Genomic DNA, 14,508 nt, shown 5'->3' on the forward strand with positions numbered 1-14,508 from the left:
GCAATTATGGCCTTATTACAAATTAGTGAGCCTGGCTTAAGTGCCGCACCGCACCAGCGTCGTCTGGCGGTAGGTATTGATCTGGGCACCACCAATTCTCTCGTGGCGACCGTGCGAAGCGGCCAGGCGGAAACGCTGGCTGACGAGCAGGGCCGTCATCTGCTGCCTTCCGTGGTCCACTACCAACAGCAGGGCCACGCGGTTGGCTACGACGCACGCGCGAACGCCGCGCGCGATCCGGCGAACACCATCAGTTCCGTAAAACGCATGATGGGCCGCTCCCTCGCCGATATTCAGACCCGTTATCCGCATTTGCCGTATCAGCTGCAGGCCAGTGAAAACGGCCTGCCAATGATTGCCACGACAGCGGGGCTGCTGAACCCGATCCGCGTTTCTGCTGATATCCTCAAAGCGCTGGCGGCGCGTGCTACGGCAACGCTCGGCGGCGATCTCGATGGCGTGGTCATTACCGTTCCGGCCTACTTTGATGATGCACAGCGTCAGGGCACCAAAGACGCGGCGCGTCTGGCGGGACTGCACGTTCTGCGCCTGCTGAACGAACCGACGGCGGCCGCCATTGCCTACGGCCTGGACTCCGGTCAGGAAGGGGTGATTGCGGTTTACGATCTGGGTGGCGGGACCTTTGATATCTCTATCCTGCGCTTAAGCCGTGGGGTGTTTGAAGTGCTGGCTACCGGCGGTGATTCTGCGCTGGGTGGCGATGACTTCGACCATCTGCTCGCTGATTTCATTCGCGAGCAGGCGGGTATCCCCGATCGCAGCGATGCACGCGTGCAGCGTGAACTGCTGGACGTGGCCATCGACGCGAAAATCGCGCTGAGCGATGCGCAGTCTGTCACCGTCAACGTGGCGGGCTGGCAGGGGGAAATCACCCGGGAACAGTTTAACGACCTGATCGCGCCTTTGGTGAAACGCACCCTGCTGGCCTGCCGTCGCGCACTGAAAGATGCGGGCGTTGAGGCTGACGAGGTGCTGGAAGTGGTCATGGTTGGCGGCTCCACGCGCGTACCGCTGGTGCGTGAACGGGTGGGTGAATTCTTTGGCCGCACGCCGCTGACGTCCATCGACCCGGATAAAGTGGTTGCCGTGGGCGCGGCTATCCAGGCGGATATTCTGGTCGGCAACAAGCCGGACAGCGAGATGTTGCTGCTGGATGTTATTCCGCTCTCCCTGGGTTTAGAAACCATGGGGGGACTGGTGGAGAAAGTCATTCCGCGTAACACCACCATTCCGGTGGCGCGAGCGCAGGAATTCACCACCTTCAAAGACGGCCAGACCGCAATGTCCATCCATGTGATGCAGGGCGAGCGCGAGCTGGTGCAGGACTGTCGTTCACTGGCGCGCTTTGCGCTGCGCGGTATTCCTGCGCTGCCTGCGGGCGGTGCGCATATTCGCGTTACCTTCCAGGTGGATGCGGACGGCCTGCTGAGCGTCACGGCGATGGAGAAATCCACCGGCGTTGAGTCGTCTATCCAGGTGAAGCCGTCCTACGGCCTGACCGATGGTGAGATCGCCTCCATGATTCAGGATTCAATGAGCTACGCCGAACAGGATGTGAAGGCGCGTATGCTGGCAGAACAGAAAGTTGAAGCCGCACGCGTGCTGGAAAGTCTGAACGGTGCGCTCGCTGCCGACGCCGCGCTGTTAAGCGCCGCTGAGCGTCAGGTGATTGACGAGGCTGCCGCGCGCTTAAGCGCAGTGGCCGAAGGCAATGATGCTGATGCAATAGAAGAAGCCATTAAAAACGTTGATAAACAAACCCAGGACTTTGCTGCTCGCCGCATGGACAAATCTGTCCGCGTCGCGCTGAAAGGCCAGTCCGTGGACGAGGTTTAATATGCCAAAGATTGTTATTTTGCCTCATGCGGACCTCTGTCCGGATGGTGCTGTTCTGGAAGCGAAGACCGGTGAGACCATTCTCGATGTTGCCCTGCGTAACGGTATCGAAGTGGAACACGCCTGTGAAAAATCCTGTGCCTGCACAACCTGCCACTGCATCGTGCGTGAAGGTTTTGACTCTCTGGCCGAGAGCACCGAAGATGAAGACGACATGCTGGATAAAGCATGGGGTCTGGAGCCAGACAGCCGTTTGAGCTGCCAGGCTCTGGTGACCGATGAAGATCTGGTCGTGGAATTCCCACGCTACACCATCAACCACGCACGCGAGCACTGATATGGGACTGAAGTGGACTGACAGCCGTGAAATCGGTGAAGCGCTCTACGACGCTAACCCCGATCTCGATCCTAAAACCGTACGCTTCACCGATATGCATCAGTGGATCTGCGATTTAGACGATTTTGACGACGATCCAAACGCATCCAATGAAAAAATTCTGGAGGCGATTCTGTTAGTCTGGTTAGATGAAGCAGAATAAATCACCTTACGGGCTGCCTTCAGGCGGCCCGTTTGCTAATAAGGATAAATAAAATGACCGAAGCGATGAAGATTACGATCTCGAATCAGCCTGCTGACGCGCGCTGGGGCGAGAAAGCCACCTACAGTATCAACAACGACGGTATTACCCTGCACCTGACTGGCAACGATGATTTGGGTCTGATCCAGCGCGCGGCGCGCAAAATTGATGGTCTGGGCATTAAACATGTCACCCTGGACGGCGAAGGCTGGGATATCGACCGCAGCTGGGCATTCTGGGCGGGTTACAAAGGACCGAAAGGCAGCCGTAAAATCGAGTGGGCGACGCTCGACGAAGCGGGTCAGAAAGAGCTGGAAAGCCGTCTGACCATTATCGACTGGGTGCGCGATACCATTAACGCCCCGGCAGAAGAGCTGGGTCCTGAACAACTTGCGCAGCGCGCCGTTGACCTGCTGTGCGGCGTGGCGGGCGACAAAATGTCTTACCGCATCACCAAAGGTGAAGACCTGCGCGAGCAGAACTATATGGGGATCCACACCGTGGGTCGCGGTTCCGAGCGTCCTCCGGTATTGCTGGCGCTGGATTACAACCCAACCGGTGATAAAGCAGCACCGGTATTTGCCTGCCTGGTCGGGAAAGGCATCACGTTCGATACCGGCGGTTACAGTCTGAAGCAGAGCGCGTTCATGGACTCCATGAAGTCCGATATGGGCGGTGCGGCAACCATCACTGGCGCGCTGGCGTTTGCCATTACGCGCGGTCTGAACAAGCGCGTGAAGCTTTACCTGTGCTGTGCGGACAACATGGTGAGCGGTAATGCCTTTAAGCTCGGCGACATCATTCGCTACCGTAACGGTAAAAACGTGGAAGTGATGAACACCGATGCGGAAGGTCGTCTGGTGCTGGCCGATGGTCTCATCGACGCGTCTGCGCAGAAGCCAGAGCTGATTATCGACATGGCGACCCTGACCGGTGCGGCGAAAACCGCGCTGGGCAACGACTACCATGCGCTGTTCAGCTTTGACGACAAACTGGCAGCCCGTCTGCTGGCAAGCGCGGCCGCGGAGAACGAACCGTTCTGGCGTCTGCCGCTGGCCGAATTCCACCGCAGCCAGCTGCCGTCTAACTTCGCCGAACTGAACAACACCGCGAGCGCAGCCTATCCGGCGGGTGCGAGCACGGCGGCCGGCTTCCTGTCTCACTTCGTTGAGAACTATCACGAAGGCTGGCTGCACATCGACTGCTCCGCAACCTACCGTAAAGCGGCCGTTGAGCAGTGGTCTGCAGGGGCAACGGGACTGGGCGTGCGTACTATCGCGAACCTGTTGACTGCCGAGTAATTGTCTTTGTCCGGCGGCACTGTGCTTGTCCGGGCCTACGGTTTTGTAGGCCTGTTAGCTTTGCGCCAGCCGACATTATGTTGAAGTAGCAAAACTATGTCTGAAACGAAAAACGAATTAGAAACTCTGCTGGAACAGGCGGCGACCGAGCCCGCCCACCGTCCGGCATTTTTCCGCACGTTGCTGGAGTCCACCGTCTGGGTTCCGGGTACCGCAGCGGAAGGCGAACAGGTTGTTGAAGACAGCGCGCTGGACCTGCTCCACTGGGAGAAAGACGACGGCACGTCGGTGATCCCGTTCTTCACCTCGCTGGAAGCGCTGCAGCAGGCTGTTGAAGACGAGCAGGCGTTCGTGGTGATGCCGGTGCGCACTCTGTTCGAAATGACGCTGGGCCAGACCTTGTTCCTCAACGCCAAACTGCCAACCGGGAAAGAGTTCACCCCGCGTGAAATCAACCATCTGATTGGCGAGGAGGGCAACCCGCTCAGTACGCAGGAAGTGCTGGAAGGGGGCGAAACGCTGCTGTTGTCTGAAGTAGCCGAACCCCCTGCGCAGATGATTGATTCGCTGACCACGCTATTCAAAACCCTCAAACCCGTGAGGCGCGCGTTCCTCTGCTCTGTTAAAGAGAGCACGGATGAACAGCCGGTACTGCTGATTGGCATTGAAGCAGATGGCGATATCGAGGAGATTATTCAGGCTGCGGGCAGTGTTGCCACCGATACGCTGCCGGGTGATGAGCCGATCGATATCTGTCAGGTGAAGAAGGATGAGAAGGGCATCAGCCACTTTATTACCGAGCACATCACGCCGTTTTACGAGCGTCGCTGGGGCGGATTCCTGCGCGATCTCAAAACCACCCGCATTATCTGATTACGCGGGGTGATTTTTCACCCCGTCGCTTCCAGTAGCAGTAAATCCATCAGCAGGACCAGATTCGACTCAAACGACGTCACGCCAGCGGCTTCTGCGGCGTAATGTACCGCCTCGTCATATAAGGCAAAGTGCAAATCTGCCATTCCCGCCAGCGTATTGGCCGAAGCGCGCGTAAAAGCCACGACCGTCATCCCCACGTTTTTCGCGATCCGCGCTTTATCCAGCACCTGTTCGGTTTCACCGCTGCGTGAGACGGCGATAAACACCTGATACCGCGCAGCGTTGCTGAGGAAAATGTTCCGGCTATCCCCCGGCCCGGAAATAAACGCCGTTTTGCCCAGCACCTGCAATTTCTTGGTGAGGTACTCGGCGAAGAGATAAGAGAAGCCGGCGCCATAAAGAAAGAAGCTCTCTTTCTGGCGCAGTAACGTCGAAAATTGCGCGCGCTTCTCCTGCGTTACCCACTGAAAGGTTTGCTGATAGTTCGCGATAAATTGACTGAAAAGCGCCGGCAGTTCCGGGCGCTGTTGTGCCTGCGCGGCGATATACGGCGTCTCGGTTAACAGCTGTTTGCAGTGCCAGATAAATTCGCTGAAACCGCTGAAGCCTAATTTCTGACACAAACGCATAATGGTAGCGGTTGAGACGAACGTCGCCTGCGCCAGTTCGCGCACCGTAATATTGCCCACCAGCAGAGGATGATCTGTCAGGTGGGCCAGCACGCGATATTCCGCGCGGGTCAGTGACGCCCCGCGCGTTAACAGCGTGGCCAGACGGTTATCCATTATTTGGCCGGTTCAACGGGCAAATCGTCTCGTGCACCCCATTCACTCCAGGCGCCATCATAGAGCGTCACGTCGTTTACACCGAGTGTGGCGAGCGCCAGAATCACCACGCAGGCCGTGACGCCGGACCCGCAGCTGGCAATAACGGGACGACGCAAATCCACGCCCTGACGATCAAAAATGGCGCGCAGCTCATCGGTCGTTTTTAATTCACCTTCAAACACCAGATCGCCCCACGGCACATTCAACGCGCCGGGAATATGGCCGCGCTTCAGCCCCGGACGCGGTTCATCCGCCTGGGCGTTAAAGCGCGCTGCAGGGCGGGCATCGACAATTTGCGCCGTTTTTTCATGGCTGACCACCAGCACGTCGGTCAGACGTTTTACCTGATGCGCATCAAACGTCGCGTCGAACTCGCCTTCCGGCAGCGTCACGTCGCCCTGCTGTAATGGCAGTTCATCACGCTTCCAGCCCGCGAGGCCGCCTGCCAGAATTGAGACTTTCTCCACGCCAAAGTTTTTCAGCATCCACCAGGCGCGCGGTGCGGAGAAGAGGTTACCTTCATCGTAAACCACGAGGTGTTTGTCACGATTAACGCCAAGTTCGCGCATCGCCACGGAGAACGCTTCTGGGCGCGGCAGCATGTGCGGGAGAGGGGAGTTATGGTCGGACAGGGCTTCAATATCAAAAAATACCGCGCCCGGCAAATGCCCTGCGCGGTATTCTGCGACCATATCGCGAAGGTGTTCCTGCCCGGCAGGTGCCATACGCGCGTCAATAATCTGTACTTCTGGATCGTCACCGTGCTCAATCAGCCAGTCGGCGGCGACAAAATATGAGGTGGACATGGGTTGCCTCCATTCTTTTCCGTAAAAAAGGATTGTCGGTGTTTTTTCTGACACCGACAAGCAAACCACGTTCAACTCGCGAGCACGACCCTATTTTTTCACCGCTTCACCGTTCTGCCAGGCTTTTTGCAGCGCAGGCCAGTAGTCACGGTTGGCGTCAATCATGTCATCAAGAATCGCTTTTGCGTGCTCCATGGTGGGCACGGTACGGTTCAGGGTGAACGCCTGTAGCGCTTTTTCGTAGCTGCCTTCAATGGTCGCTTCCACCAGCAGCTGTTCAGAGGCGAGCTGCTGTTGTAGCAGCGTCTGATGGAACAGCGGGACCCGACCCACGCGGATAGGCTCTGGCCCTTCAGAGGTGATGTAGGCCGGGACTTCCACCACCGCGTCGTACGGCAGATTGGTTATCGCCCCGCGGTTTTCCACCATTACCAGATGGCGCTGACGCAGGTTAAATGCCAGCGAGCAGGCGACATCGACAATAAACTCGCCGTGGACGCCCACGTGGAAGGCATCCGGTAAAATCCCGGTACGCTTATACTCTTCTGCGGCGGCAAACAGCTTTTTCTCACGCCCGTTCATCACTTCGTTCGCGCGGGTATAGTCCGGGTTCTGATGCTCCACAATCTGGTTTGGCATCAGGTAGTACTGCAGATAGGGGTTTGGCAGATATTCCGGGAAGTTATCCATGATGGGCTTGATGTTGCGCCAGGTTTTCACCCACGACGGATCCGAGTGCTGCGGATCCGTTTTGGCCGCATCTTCCGTCAGCAGGCCGAACCTCGCGATATGCCGACGCAGTTCCGGCAGCTTGTCCTCGCCGTCCACCCGCACGCGGGTAAACCAGCCGAAGTGGTTCAGACCAAAGTAGTCCACCTCCAGCTTGTGGCGGTCCACACCCAAAATGGCCCCCATGTTACGCATCGCTGCCACTGGCATATCGCAGATATTAAGCACGCGGGCGTCCGGTCGCAGGCGGCGCACCCCTTCCGCAACGATCGCTGCCGGGTTGGAATAGTTCACGATCCAGGCTTTTTCATGCGCGTAGCGATCCACCAGGTCGATCAGCTCGACCATCGGCAGGATCGTGCGCAGGCCGTATGCCAGCCCGCCAGGACCGCAGGTTTCCTGGCCCACCACGCCGTGGCGCAGCGGGATCTTCTCATCCTGCTCACGCATTCTGTACTGGCCGACACGCATCTGGGCGAAGACAAAGTGCGCCCCGCTGAACGCGACTTCCGGGTCTGTAGTCACGGTGAAGGTAATGCTCTGGCTATGGTCGCGAATGACCTTCTCCACCACCGATGCAATGGTGTTCTGGCGTGCTTCGTCGATATCGTAGAGGCGAATCTCGGCCAGCGGGAAGTCCTGCAGGCGTACCATCAGGCTTTTCACGATACCTGGCGTATAGGTGCTGCCGCCACCGGCAATCGACAGAATAAAAGGGGGTGTAAACATCTTTAGCTCCTCTCAGAGAAACGTCTCAACGGCTTCTCGCATTTTTTTGACATGCAGCCCGTAGACCACCTGAACGTTGTTACCTTGTTTGATAATCCCTTTCGCGCCGGTCGCTTTCAGACGCGGCTCGTCGATGATGGAGACATCCTTCACCGTGACGCGTAAGCGGGTGTAGCAGTTATCCACTACCTCAATGTTTTCCCGGCCTCCCAGTCCCACCACGATGGATTCACCCAGCCCGTCATTGTTCACCTTCGCCTGATACTCCTGTTTGCTGTACAGGCGTGTCTCCTGATCGTCATCCTCGCGTCCCGGCGTCTTCATGTTGAAGCGCAGGATCAGGAAGCGGAACACCACAAAATAGAGCGCGAACATGATGAGCCCGACCACGATGTACATCGGCCAGTTGGACTTCTCCGTGCCGAGCGGCAGGTTATAAAGAATAAAATCGATAATTCCGTTAGCGCCGATGGCATGAACACCGAACAGGGAGAAAAGCATCATGCCGATGCCGGTCAGCACCGCATGTACCACAAACAGCAGCGGAGCGACGAACAGGAACGAAAACTCAATCGGCTCGGTAACGCCCACCAGCAAAGAGGTTAATGCTGCCGGGATCAGGATGGCTTTGGCTGCCGCTTTGCGCTCCGGCCTGGCGGTCATGTACATCGCCAGCGCCGCCGCGGGCAGGCCAAACATTTTGCTGATGCCGCGCGCGTCCCACACTACCGTGCTGCTCAACTGCTTCACTTCCGGACAAGCCATTTCGGCGAAATAGATATTGCGTGCGCCCTGATAAACCGTGCCGCATACCTCTTGCGTACCCCCAAGTTCGGTATACAGGAAGGGGGTATAGACCAGATGATGCAGGCCGGTCGGCACCAGAATGCGTTCCAGGAAGCCGTAAATGGCCACCCCAAAAGGCCCGGAACCTTTGATCGCCAGCGCCAGTGCGCTGATGCCATGCTGGGCAAATGGCCACAGTTCGCTCATCACGACGCCGAGCAGCATTGAGACAGGAAGCATGACGATGGCGACGAAACAGTGGCCGGAATAGATGGCCATCGCGCCGTTAAACTGTACGCCGGAGTACTTGTTGTACAGGTATCCGGACAGCGCCCCGGTCAGGATCCCGGCGAAAACGCCCATCTCCAGCACCTGCACGCCCAGCACCATACTTTGCCCGGCGGCTTTCATCTGGTCAGCGGGGGCCAGTTCGCCCTGGAGCTGCAGCGTAACGTTCATCGCGTTAATGAAAACAACAAAGGTCACCAGGCCGATCAGGGCCGCATAGCCTTTATCACGCGTGGCCAGGCCAATCGGTATCCCGACGGCAAACACCAGCGCCAGGTTAACCAGTACTGACACGGCCGATTTCGCGATAAGCTGACCAACATGCTGAATCAGCGGATGGCCGAGAAACGGCACATACTCTGCGAGGTTACCGTTCCCCAGGACGTTACCGAATGCGATAAACAGACCGACGATCGGTAAGATAAGTACCGGTCCGTACAACGATTTTCCGAAATTTTGTAGGGCGTTCACGGCTCGTTTCATGACTGTCTCTCTTAGTGAACCGCGCACTCGGGGTGCGTCTTGAGCTTAAAGCTAGCAGGCTAAAGGCGAGGTAATCCAGCTATCTTCTTGTTTTAAAAACAAATGACGTAAAAGGTAACATGTGACGTTTGCGACTGTGATCGGCATAGCAGTGCCTGAGTAAAGGCGTCGTCGCTCTGCGAGGTGCTTTCCAGATTCTAAAATTAGACTTTTTGTATTAATGAAACTTGCGGATAATACTTATCCGGAAGACGACCAACAGGCTCCATGGGCCAGGGACAAAGGATGACACCGTTTCGCTTAGCCGCGATTTCTCTCGCGCTGCTTACCACATTTTCGCTTGTCGGCTGTGATAACAGCGACGATAACTCTCAGGTTGCGGCTCCCGCAGCATCCACAGCAACGACACCGAAAGCACCGAAAGCACCGGAAAAGCCGGACGCTGAAAAGCTGGCAACGCTGGCGGCACAGAGTCAGGGCAAAGCGCTCACCCTGCTGGATACTTCAGAGGTGCAGCTTGATGGCGCGGCCACGCTGGTGCTGACCTTCTCTGTTCCGCTTAATCCCGATCAGGATTTCGCCAAAACAGTGCATGTGGTGGATAAAAAAAGCGGCAAGGTTGACGGGGCGTGGGAACTCGCACCTAACCTGAAAGAGCTACGCCTGCGCCATCTGGAACCCAACCGCAATCTGGTTGTCACCGTTGAACGTGATCTGCAGGCGCTGAACAAAGCGACATTTGGTATCGATTACGAAAAAGCCCTGACTACCCGGGATGTTGAACCGACGGTCGGTTTTGCCAGCCGTGGCTCGCTGCTGCCGGGCAAGGTGGTGGAAGGTCTGCCGGTAATGGCGCTCAACGTCAACAATGTTGACGTGAATTTCTACCGCGTGAAGCCTGAATCCCTGGCCTCCTTTGTCAGCCAGTGGGAGTACCGTAACTCCCTGACCAACTGGGAGTCCGATAATCTGCTCAAAATGGCGGACCTGGTGTATACCGGCCGGTTTGACCTCAATCCGGCACGCAACACCCGTGAAAAACTGCTGTTGCCGCTGCGGGATATTAAGCCGCTCCAGCAGTCAGGCGTGTACATCGCGGTCATGAATCAGGCCGGGCACTATAACTACAGCAATGCCGCGACGCTCTTTACCTTAAGTGATATTGGGTTGTCCGCTCACCGTTATCATAACCGTCTGGATATTTTCACCCAGAGCCTGGAAGATGGCGCGGCGCAATCCGGCGTTACCGTCACCCTGTTGAATGATAAAGGGCAGACGCTTGCCGAAGCGAACAGCGATGCTGACGGCCACGCAAAACTTGAGACTGACAAAGAAGCCGCGCTGATTCTGGCCAGCAAAGACGGACAGACCACGCTGCTTGACCTCAAGCTTCCGGCCCTCGATCTGGCGGAGTTTGATATCGCAGGTAGCCCAGGCTACAGCAAGCAATTCTTTATGTTTGGCCCGCGCGATCTCTATCGCCCTGGCGAAACGGTGATCCTCAATGGTTTGCTGCGCGACAGCGACGGTAAACCGCTTCCTGCCCAGCCGGTTAAACTCGACGTACTGCGCCCGGACGGACAGGTGGCACGCACGGTTGTCGTCCAGCCTGAGAACGGCCTCTATCGCTTCAATTATTCCCTGGACTGCGGGGCGCAGACCGGTATGTGGCATATCCGCGCCAATACCGGCGATAACCAACAGCGCCTGTGGGATTTCCACGTTGAAGATTTTATGCCGGAGCGTATGGCGCTTAATCTGACGGGACAAAAAGCGCCGGTTTCCACCGAGGATAACGTCGACTTTAACATTGCGGGTTATTACCTGTATGGCGCACCTGCCAACGGAAATTCCCTGCAAGGCCAGCTTTTCCTGCGACCGCTGCGCGAAGCCGTCGCTGCACTACCGGGCTTCCAGTTCGGTGATATCGCCGAAGAGAACCTGAGCCGCAGCCTGGATGAAGTTCAGCTAACCCTTGATGAACAGGGGCGCGGACAGGTCTCGACCGAAAGCCAGTGGAAAGAGGCGCATTCACCGCTGCAGCTGATCCTGCAGGCCAGCCTTCTGGAATCGGGCGGTCGCCCGGTGACGCGCCGTGCTGAGCAGGCCATCTGGCCGGCGGCCGATCTGCCGGGTATCCGTCCTCAGTTTGCCAGTAAGGCCGTTTACGACTACCGCACTGACACTACCGTCAACCAGCCGATCGTGGATGAAAACGGCAATGCCAGCTTTGATATCGTCTATGCCGATGCCAGCGGGGCAAAAAAGGCGGTTTCCGGGTTACAGGTTCGCCTGATCCGTGAGCGCCGTGACTACTACTGGAACTGGTCAGAGAGCGATGGCTGGCAGTCACAGTTTGATCAGAAAGACCTGGTGGAGGGCGAGCAGGAGCTGACCCTCAAGGCCGATGAAACCGGTAAAGTGACCTTCCCGGTGGAGTGGGGCTCGTACCGTCTGGAGGTCAAAGCGCCGGACGACATGGTCAGCAGCGTGCGCTTCTGGGCCGGCTACAGCTGGCAGGATAATAGCGACGGCACCGGTGCCGCTCGCCCTGACCGTGTGACCATGAAACTGGACAAGCCTTCCTATCAGCCGGGAGATACCATCCAACTGCATATCGCTGCCCCGGCGGCGGGTAAAGGCTATGCGATGATCGAGTCCAGCGAAGGGCCGCTGTGGTGGAAAGAGATCGACGTACCGGCCAACGGACTCGATCTCTCAATCCCGGTGGATAAGGCCTGGAAACGTCACGATCTCTATCTCAGCACGCTGGTGGTACGCCCTGGCGATAAATCCAAATCAGCGACGCCGAAACGTGCCGTCGGGTTACTGCATCTGCCGATGGGCGATGAGAATCGCCGCCTGAATGTCGCGCTGGAAAATCCGCAGAAAATGCGGCCAAACCAGACGCTGTCCGTGAAGGTGAAGGCCAGCGTCAAAGAAGGCGCCGTTCCGCAGAAAGTGAATGTGCTGATCTCGGCAGTGGACAGCGGCGTGTTGAACATCACCGATTACGTTACCCCGGATCCGTGGGAAGCGTTCTTCGGTCAGAAGCGCTACGGCGCGGATATCTACGATATTTACGGTCAGGTCATTGAAGGGCAGGGCCGCATGGCTGCACTGCGCTTTGGTGGTGACGGCGATGAGCTTAAGCGCGGCGGTAAACCACCGGTGAACCACGTGACTATCATTGCCCAGCAGGCGCAGCCGGTCGAGCTCGATGCTAACGGTGAAGGGACCGTGGCGCTGCCCATTGGAGACTTCAATGGCGAGCTGCGTCTGATGGCGCAGGCCTGGACGGAAGATGATTTCGGCAGCAGCGAAGGTAAAGTGATTGTCGCCGCCCCAATCATTACCGAACTGAACACGCCGCGCTTCCTGGCAAGCGGCGATACCTCACGCCTGACGCTGGATGTGACCAACCTGACGGACCAGCCGCAAACGCTGAACGTTGCCTTTACCGCTACCGGCAAGCTGTCGCTTGAGGGCGCACAGCCGCAGCCCGTGAAGTTACCGCCGGGCGCGCGCAGCACCCTGTTTATCCCGGTACGTGCACTGGATGGTTACGGTGACGGTGAAGTGACCGCTCAGGTGACCGGCCTGCAGCTGCCGGGCGAGACTTTCGCTGCACAACAGAAGAGCTGGAAAATCGGCGTTCGTCCGGCATTCCCGGCGCAGACCGTTAACACCGGTGCCATGCTGAATCCCGGTGAGTCGTGGAGTGCACCGGCGCAGCACCTTAATGGCTTCTCTCCTGCCACGCTACAGGGACAATTGCTGCTGAGCGGGAAACCGCCTCTGAATCTGGCGCGCTATATTCGTGAGCTGCAGGCATACCCGTATGGCTGTCTGGAGCAAACCACCAGTGGTCTGTTCCCGTCGCTCTACACCAACGCGGCGCAGTTGACCGCGCTTGGCATCAAAGGGGATACAGATGACAAGCGCCGTGCGGCCATTGATATCGGAATCTCCCGTCTGCTGCAGATGCAGCGTGATGACGGAGGTTTCGCGCTTTGGGATAAAAACGGTCCGGAGGAGTACTGGCTCACCGCCTATGTCACTGACTTCCTGGTTCGTGCAGGCGAGCAGGGCTACAGCGTGCCTGCTGAGGCGGTTAACAACGCCAACAGCCGCTTGCTGCGTTACCTGCAGGACCCGGGCATGATGTCCATCCGCTACAGCGATGATACCCAGGCCAGTAAATTTGCGGTGCAGGCCTATGCCGCGCTGGTGCTGGCTCGCCAGCAAAAGGCCCCGCTTGGTGCGTTGCGTGAAATCTGGGAGCGTCACGGACAGGCCGCTTCCGGGCTACCGCTGATGCAACTGGGGATGGCGCTTAAATTGATGGGCGACGCACCGCGCAGCCAGCAGGCGCTGGGTCTGGCCATCAAAACGCCGCGTAACGACAGCAAGAACTGGATGGCCGATTATGGCAGTGCGCTTCGTGATAATGCGCTGATGCTCTCTCTGCTTGAGGAGTACAAGCTTCTGCCGGATGCGCAAAATACGCTGCTGACCGCCTTGTCGGAACAAGCTTTCAGCCAGCGCTGGCTCTCGACCCAGGAGAGTAACGCCCTGTTCCTGGCCGGACGCTCGCTGCAAACTTTGTCCGGCACATGGCAGGCGCAAACGTCTCTGGCGGATACCGCATCAGGCGGTGATAAAGCCCAGGTACAGAACGTGAACGGCGACCAGCTTGGCGCGCTGCAGGTGACCAATACCGGTAGCACACCGCTGTGGGTACGCCTTGATAGCACCGGTTATCCGGCATCTGCACCTCAGCCATCGTCTAACGTGCTGCAGATTGAACGCCATATTCTGGCAACCGACGGCAGCACAAAGTCGCTCACGTCACTGAAGAGCGGCGAGCTGGTGCTGGTATGGCTTGAAGTGAAGGCCAGCCAGAACGTGCCGGATGCGCTGGTTGTCGATCTCCTCCCGGCGGGACTGGAACTGGAAAACCAGAACCTGGCGAGCAGCAGCGCCAGCCTGCAGGACAGCGGCAGCGAAGTGCAGAACCTGCTCAGTCAGATGCAGCAGGCGGATATTCAGCATATGGAATTCCGCGACGATCGCTTTGTGGCGGCGGTGCCGGTTAACGAAGGGCAGCCGGTCACGCTGGTTTATCTGGCGCGCGCCGTGACGCCGGGAACCTATGAGGTGCCGGTCCCGATGGTGGAGTCCATGTATGTTCCGCAGTGGCGGGCAACAGGTGCGGCCAGTGGCCCGCTGATTGTTGTACCGTAAT

Annotated in this window: 10 protein-coding genes; 6 read left to right on the forward strand and 4 right to left on the reverse strand. The window is 57.8% G+C overall.

Going from position 1 to position 14,508, the window contains the following annotated elements; genetic code table 11:
- The first annotated feature begins 6 nt into the window (after window positions 1-6).
- From hscA to sseB, 5 genes are all read left to right on the forward strand, one after another.
- Window positions 7-1,857 (forward strand): Fe-S protein assembly chaperone HscA, encoded by a 1,851-nt coding sequence (hscA, locus tag BJ887_RS02065; protein ID WP_025203461.1) that lies wholly within the window; start codon window positions 7-9, stop codon window positions 1,855-1,857.
- Between the two features lies 1 nt (window position 1,858).
- Window positions 1,859-2,194 (forward strand): ISC system 2Fe-2S type ferredoxin, encoded by a 336-nt coding sequence (gene fdx / locus BJ887_RS02070; RefSeq protein ID WP_014171179.1) that lies wholly within the window; start codon window positions 1,859-1,861, stop codon window positions 2,192-2,194.
- Window position 2,195: 1 nt separating this feature from the next.
- Window positions 2,196-2,396 (forward strand): Fe-S cluster assembly protein IscX, encoded by a 201-nt coding sequence (gene iscX / locus BJ887_RS02075; RefSeq protein ID WP_014171178.1) that lies wholly within the window; start codon window positions 2,196-2,198, stop codon window positions 2,394-2,396.
- A 53-nt stretch (window positions 2,397-2,449) separates the two neighbouring features.
- Complete coding sequence (gene pepB, locus BJ887_RS02080) at window positions 2,450-3,736, forward strand: aminopeptidase PepB (RefSeq protein ID WP_020883024.1); 1,287 nt, start codon at window positions 2,450-2,452, stop codon at window positions 3,734-3,736.
- 96 nt (window positions 3,737-3,832) lie between these two features.
- The gene (sseB, locus tag BJ887_RS02085; protein WP_020883025.1) at window positions 3,833-4,609 is read left to right on the forward strand and encodes an enhanced serine sensitivity protein SseB; all 777 of its coding nucleotides are present in this window, start codon (window positions 3,833-3,835) and stop codon (window positions 4,607-4,609) included.
- Between the two features lie 17 nt (window positions 4,610-4,626).
- Here the strand turns inward: sseB and BJ887_RS02090 are convergent, their stop codons facing one another.
- From BJ887_RS02090 to BJ887_RS02105, 4 genes are all read right to left on the reverse strand, one after another.
- Window positions 4,627-5,397, reverse strand: coding sequence for a MurR/RpiR family transcriptional regulator (locus BJ887_RS02090; protein WP_121339137.1), 771 nt, complete (start codon window positions 5,395-5,397; stop codon window positions 4,627-4,629).
- Window positions 5,397-6,245 (reverse strand): 3-mercaptopyruvate sulfurtransferase, encoded by an 849-nt coding sequence (sseA, locus tag BJ887_RS02095; protein WP_121339139.1) that lies wholly within the window; start codon window positions 6,243-6,245, stop codon window positions 5,397-5,399. The genes BJ887_RS02090 and sseA overlap by 1 nt, the downstream gene beginning before the upstream one ends.
- A gap of 90 nt (window positions 6,246-6,335) precedes the next feature.
- Complete coding sequence (locus BJ887_RS02100) at window positions 6,336-7,703, reverse strand: 6-phospho-alpha-glucosidase (protein ID WP_121339141.1); 1,368 nt, start codon at window positions 7,701-7,703, stop codon at window positions 6,336-6,338.
- A 12-nt stretch (window positions 7,704-7,715) separates the two neighbouring features.
- Window positions 7,716-9,260, reverse strand: a complete 1,545-nt coding sequence (locus BJ887_RS02105) for a PTS transporter subunit EIIC (RefSeq protein WP_121339143.1) — start codon at window positions 9,258-9,260, stop codon at window positions 7,716-7,718.
- Between the two features lie 285 nt (window positions 9,261-9,545).
- On the opposite strand from BJ887_RS02105, the gene BJ887_RS02110 reads away from it, so the two are divergent.
- Complete coding sequence (locus BJ887_RS02110) at window positions 9,546-14,507, forward strand: alpha-2-macroglobulin (protein WP_121339145.1); 4,962 nt, start codon at window positions 9,546-9,548, stop codon at window positions 14,505-14,507.
- Window position 14,508: the final 1 nt, after the last annotated feature.

Origin of the sequence: Enterobacter sp. WPR_3_1, assembly GCF_003635055.1 — a bacterium.
GTDB classification, from domain to species: Bacteria; Pseudomonadota; Gammaproteobacteria; order Enterobacterales; family Enterobacteriaceae; genus Enterobacter; species Enterobacter ludwigii.

What these genes read in the sequence shown, in the direction of transcription:
- hscA (WP_025203461.1), top strand. Translation starts at nt 7, where the DNA reads ATGGCCTTATTACAAATTAGTGAGCCTGGCTTAAGTGCCGCACCGCAC.
- fdx (WP_014171179.1), top strand. Translation starts at nt 1,859, where the DNA reads ATGCCAAAGATTGTTATTTTGCCTCATGCGGACCTCTGTCCGGATGGT.
- iscX (WP_014171178.1), top strand. Translation starts at nt 2,196, where the DNA reads ATGGGACTGAAGTGGACTGACAGCCGTGAAATCGGTGAAGCGCTCTAC.
- pepB (WP_020883024.1), top strand. Translation starts at nt 2,450, where the DNA reads ATGACCGAAGCGATGAAGATTACGATCTCGAATCAGCCTGCTGACGCG.
- sseB (WP_020883025.1), top strand. Translation starts at nt 3,833, where the DNA reads ATGTCTGAAACGAAAAACGAATTAGAAACTCTGCTGGAACAGGCGGCG.
- BJ887_RS02090 (WP_121339137.1), bottom strand. Translation starts at nt 5,397, where the DNA reads ATGGATAACCGTCTGGCCACGCTGTTAACGCGCGGGGCGTCACTGACC.
- sseA (WP_121339139.1), bottom strand. Translation starts at nt 6,245, where the DNA reads ATGTCCACCTCATATTTTGTCGCCGCCGACTGGCTGATTGAGCACGGT.
- BJ887_RS02100 (WP_121339141.1), bottom strand. Translation starts at nt 7,703, where the DNA reads ATGTTTACACCCCCTTTTATTCTGTCGATTGCCGGTGGCGGCAGCACC.
- BJ887_RS02105 (WP_121339143.1), bottom strand. Translation starts at nt 9,260, where the DNA reads ATGAAACGAGCCGTGAACGCCCTACAAAATTTCGGAAAATCGTTGTAC.
- BJ887_RS02110 (WP_121339145.1), top strand. Translation starts at nt 9,546, where the DNA reads ATGACACCGTTTCGCTTAGCCGCGATTTCTCTCGCGCTGCTTACCACA.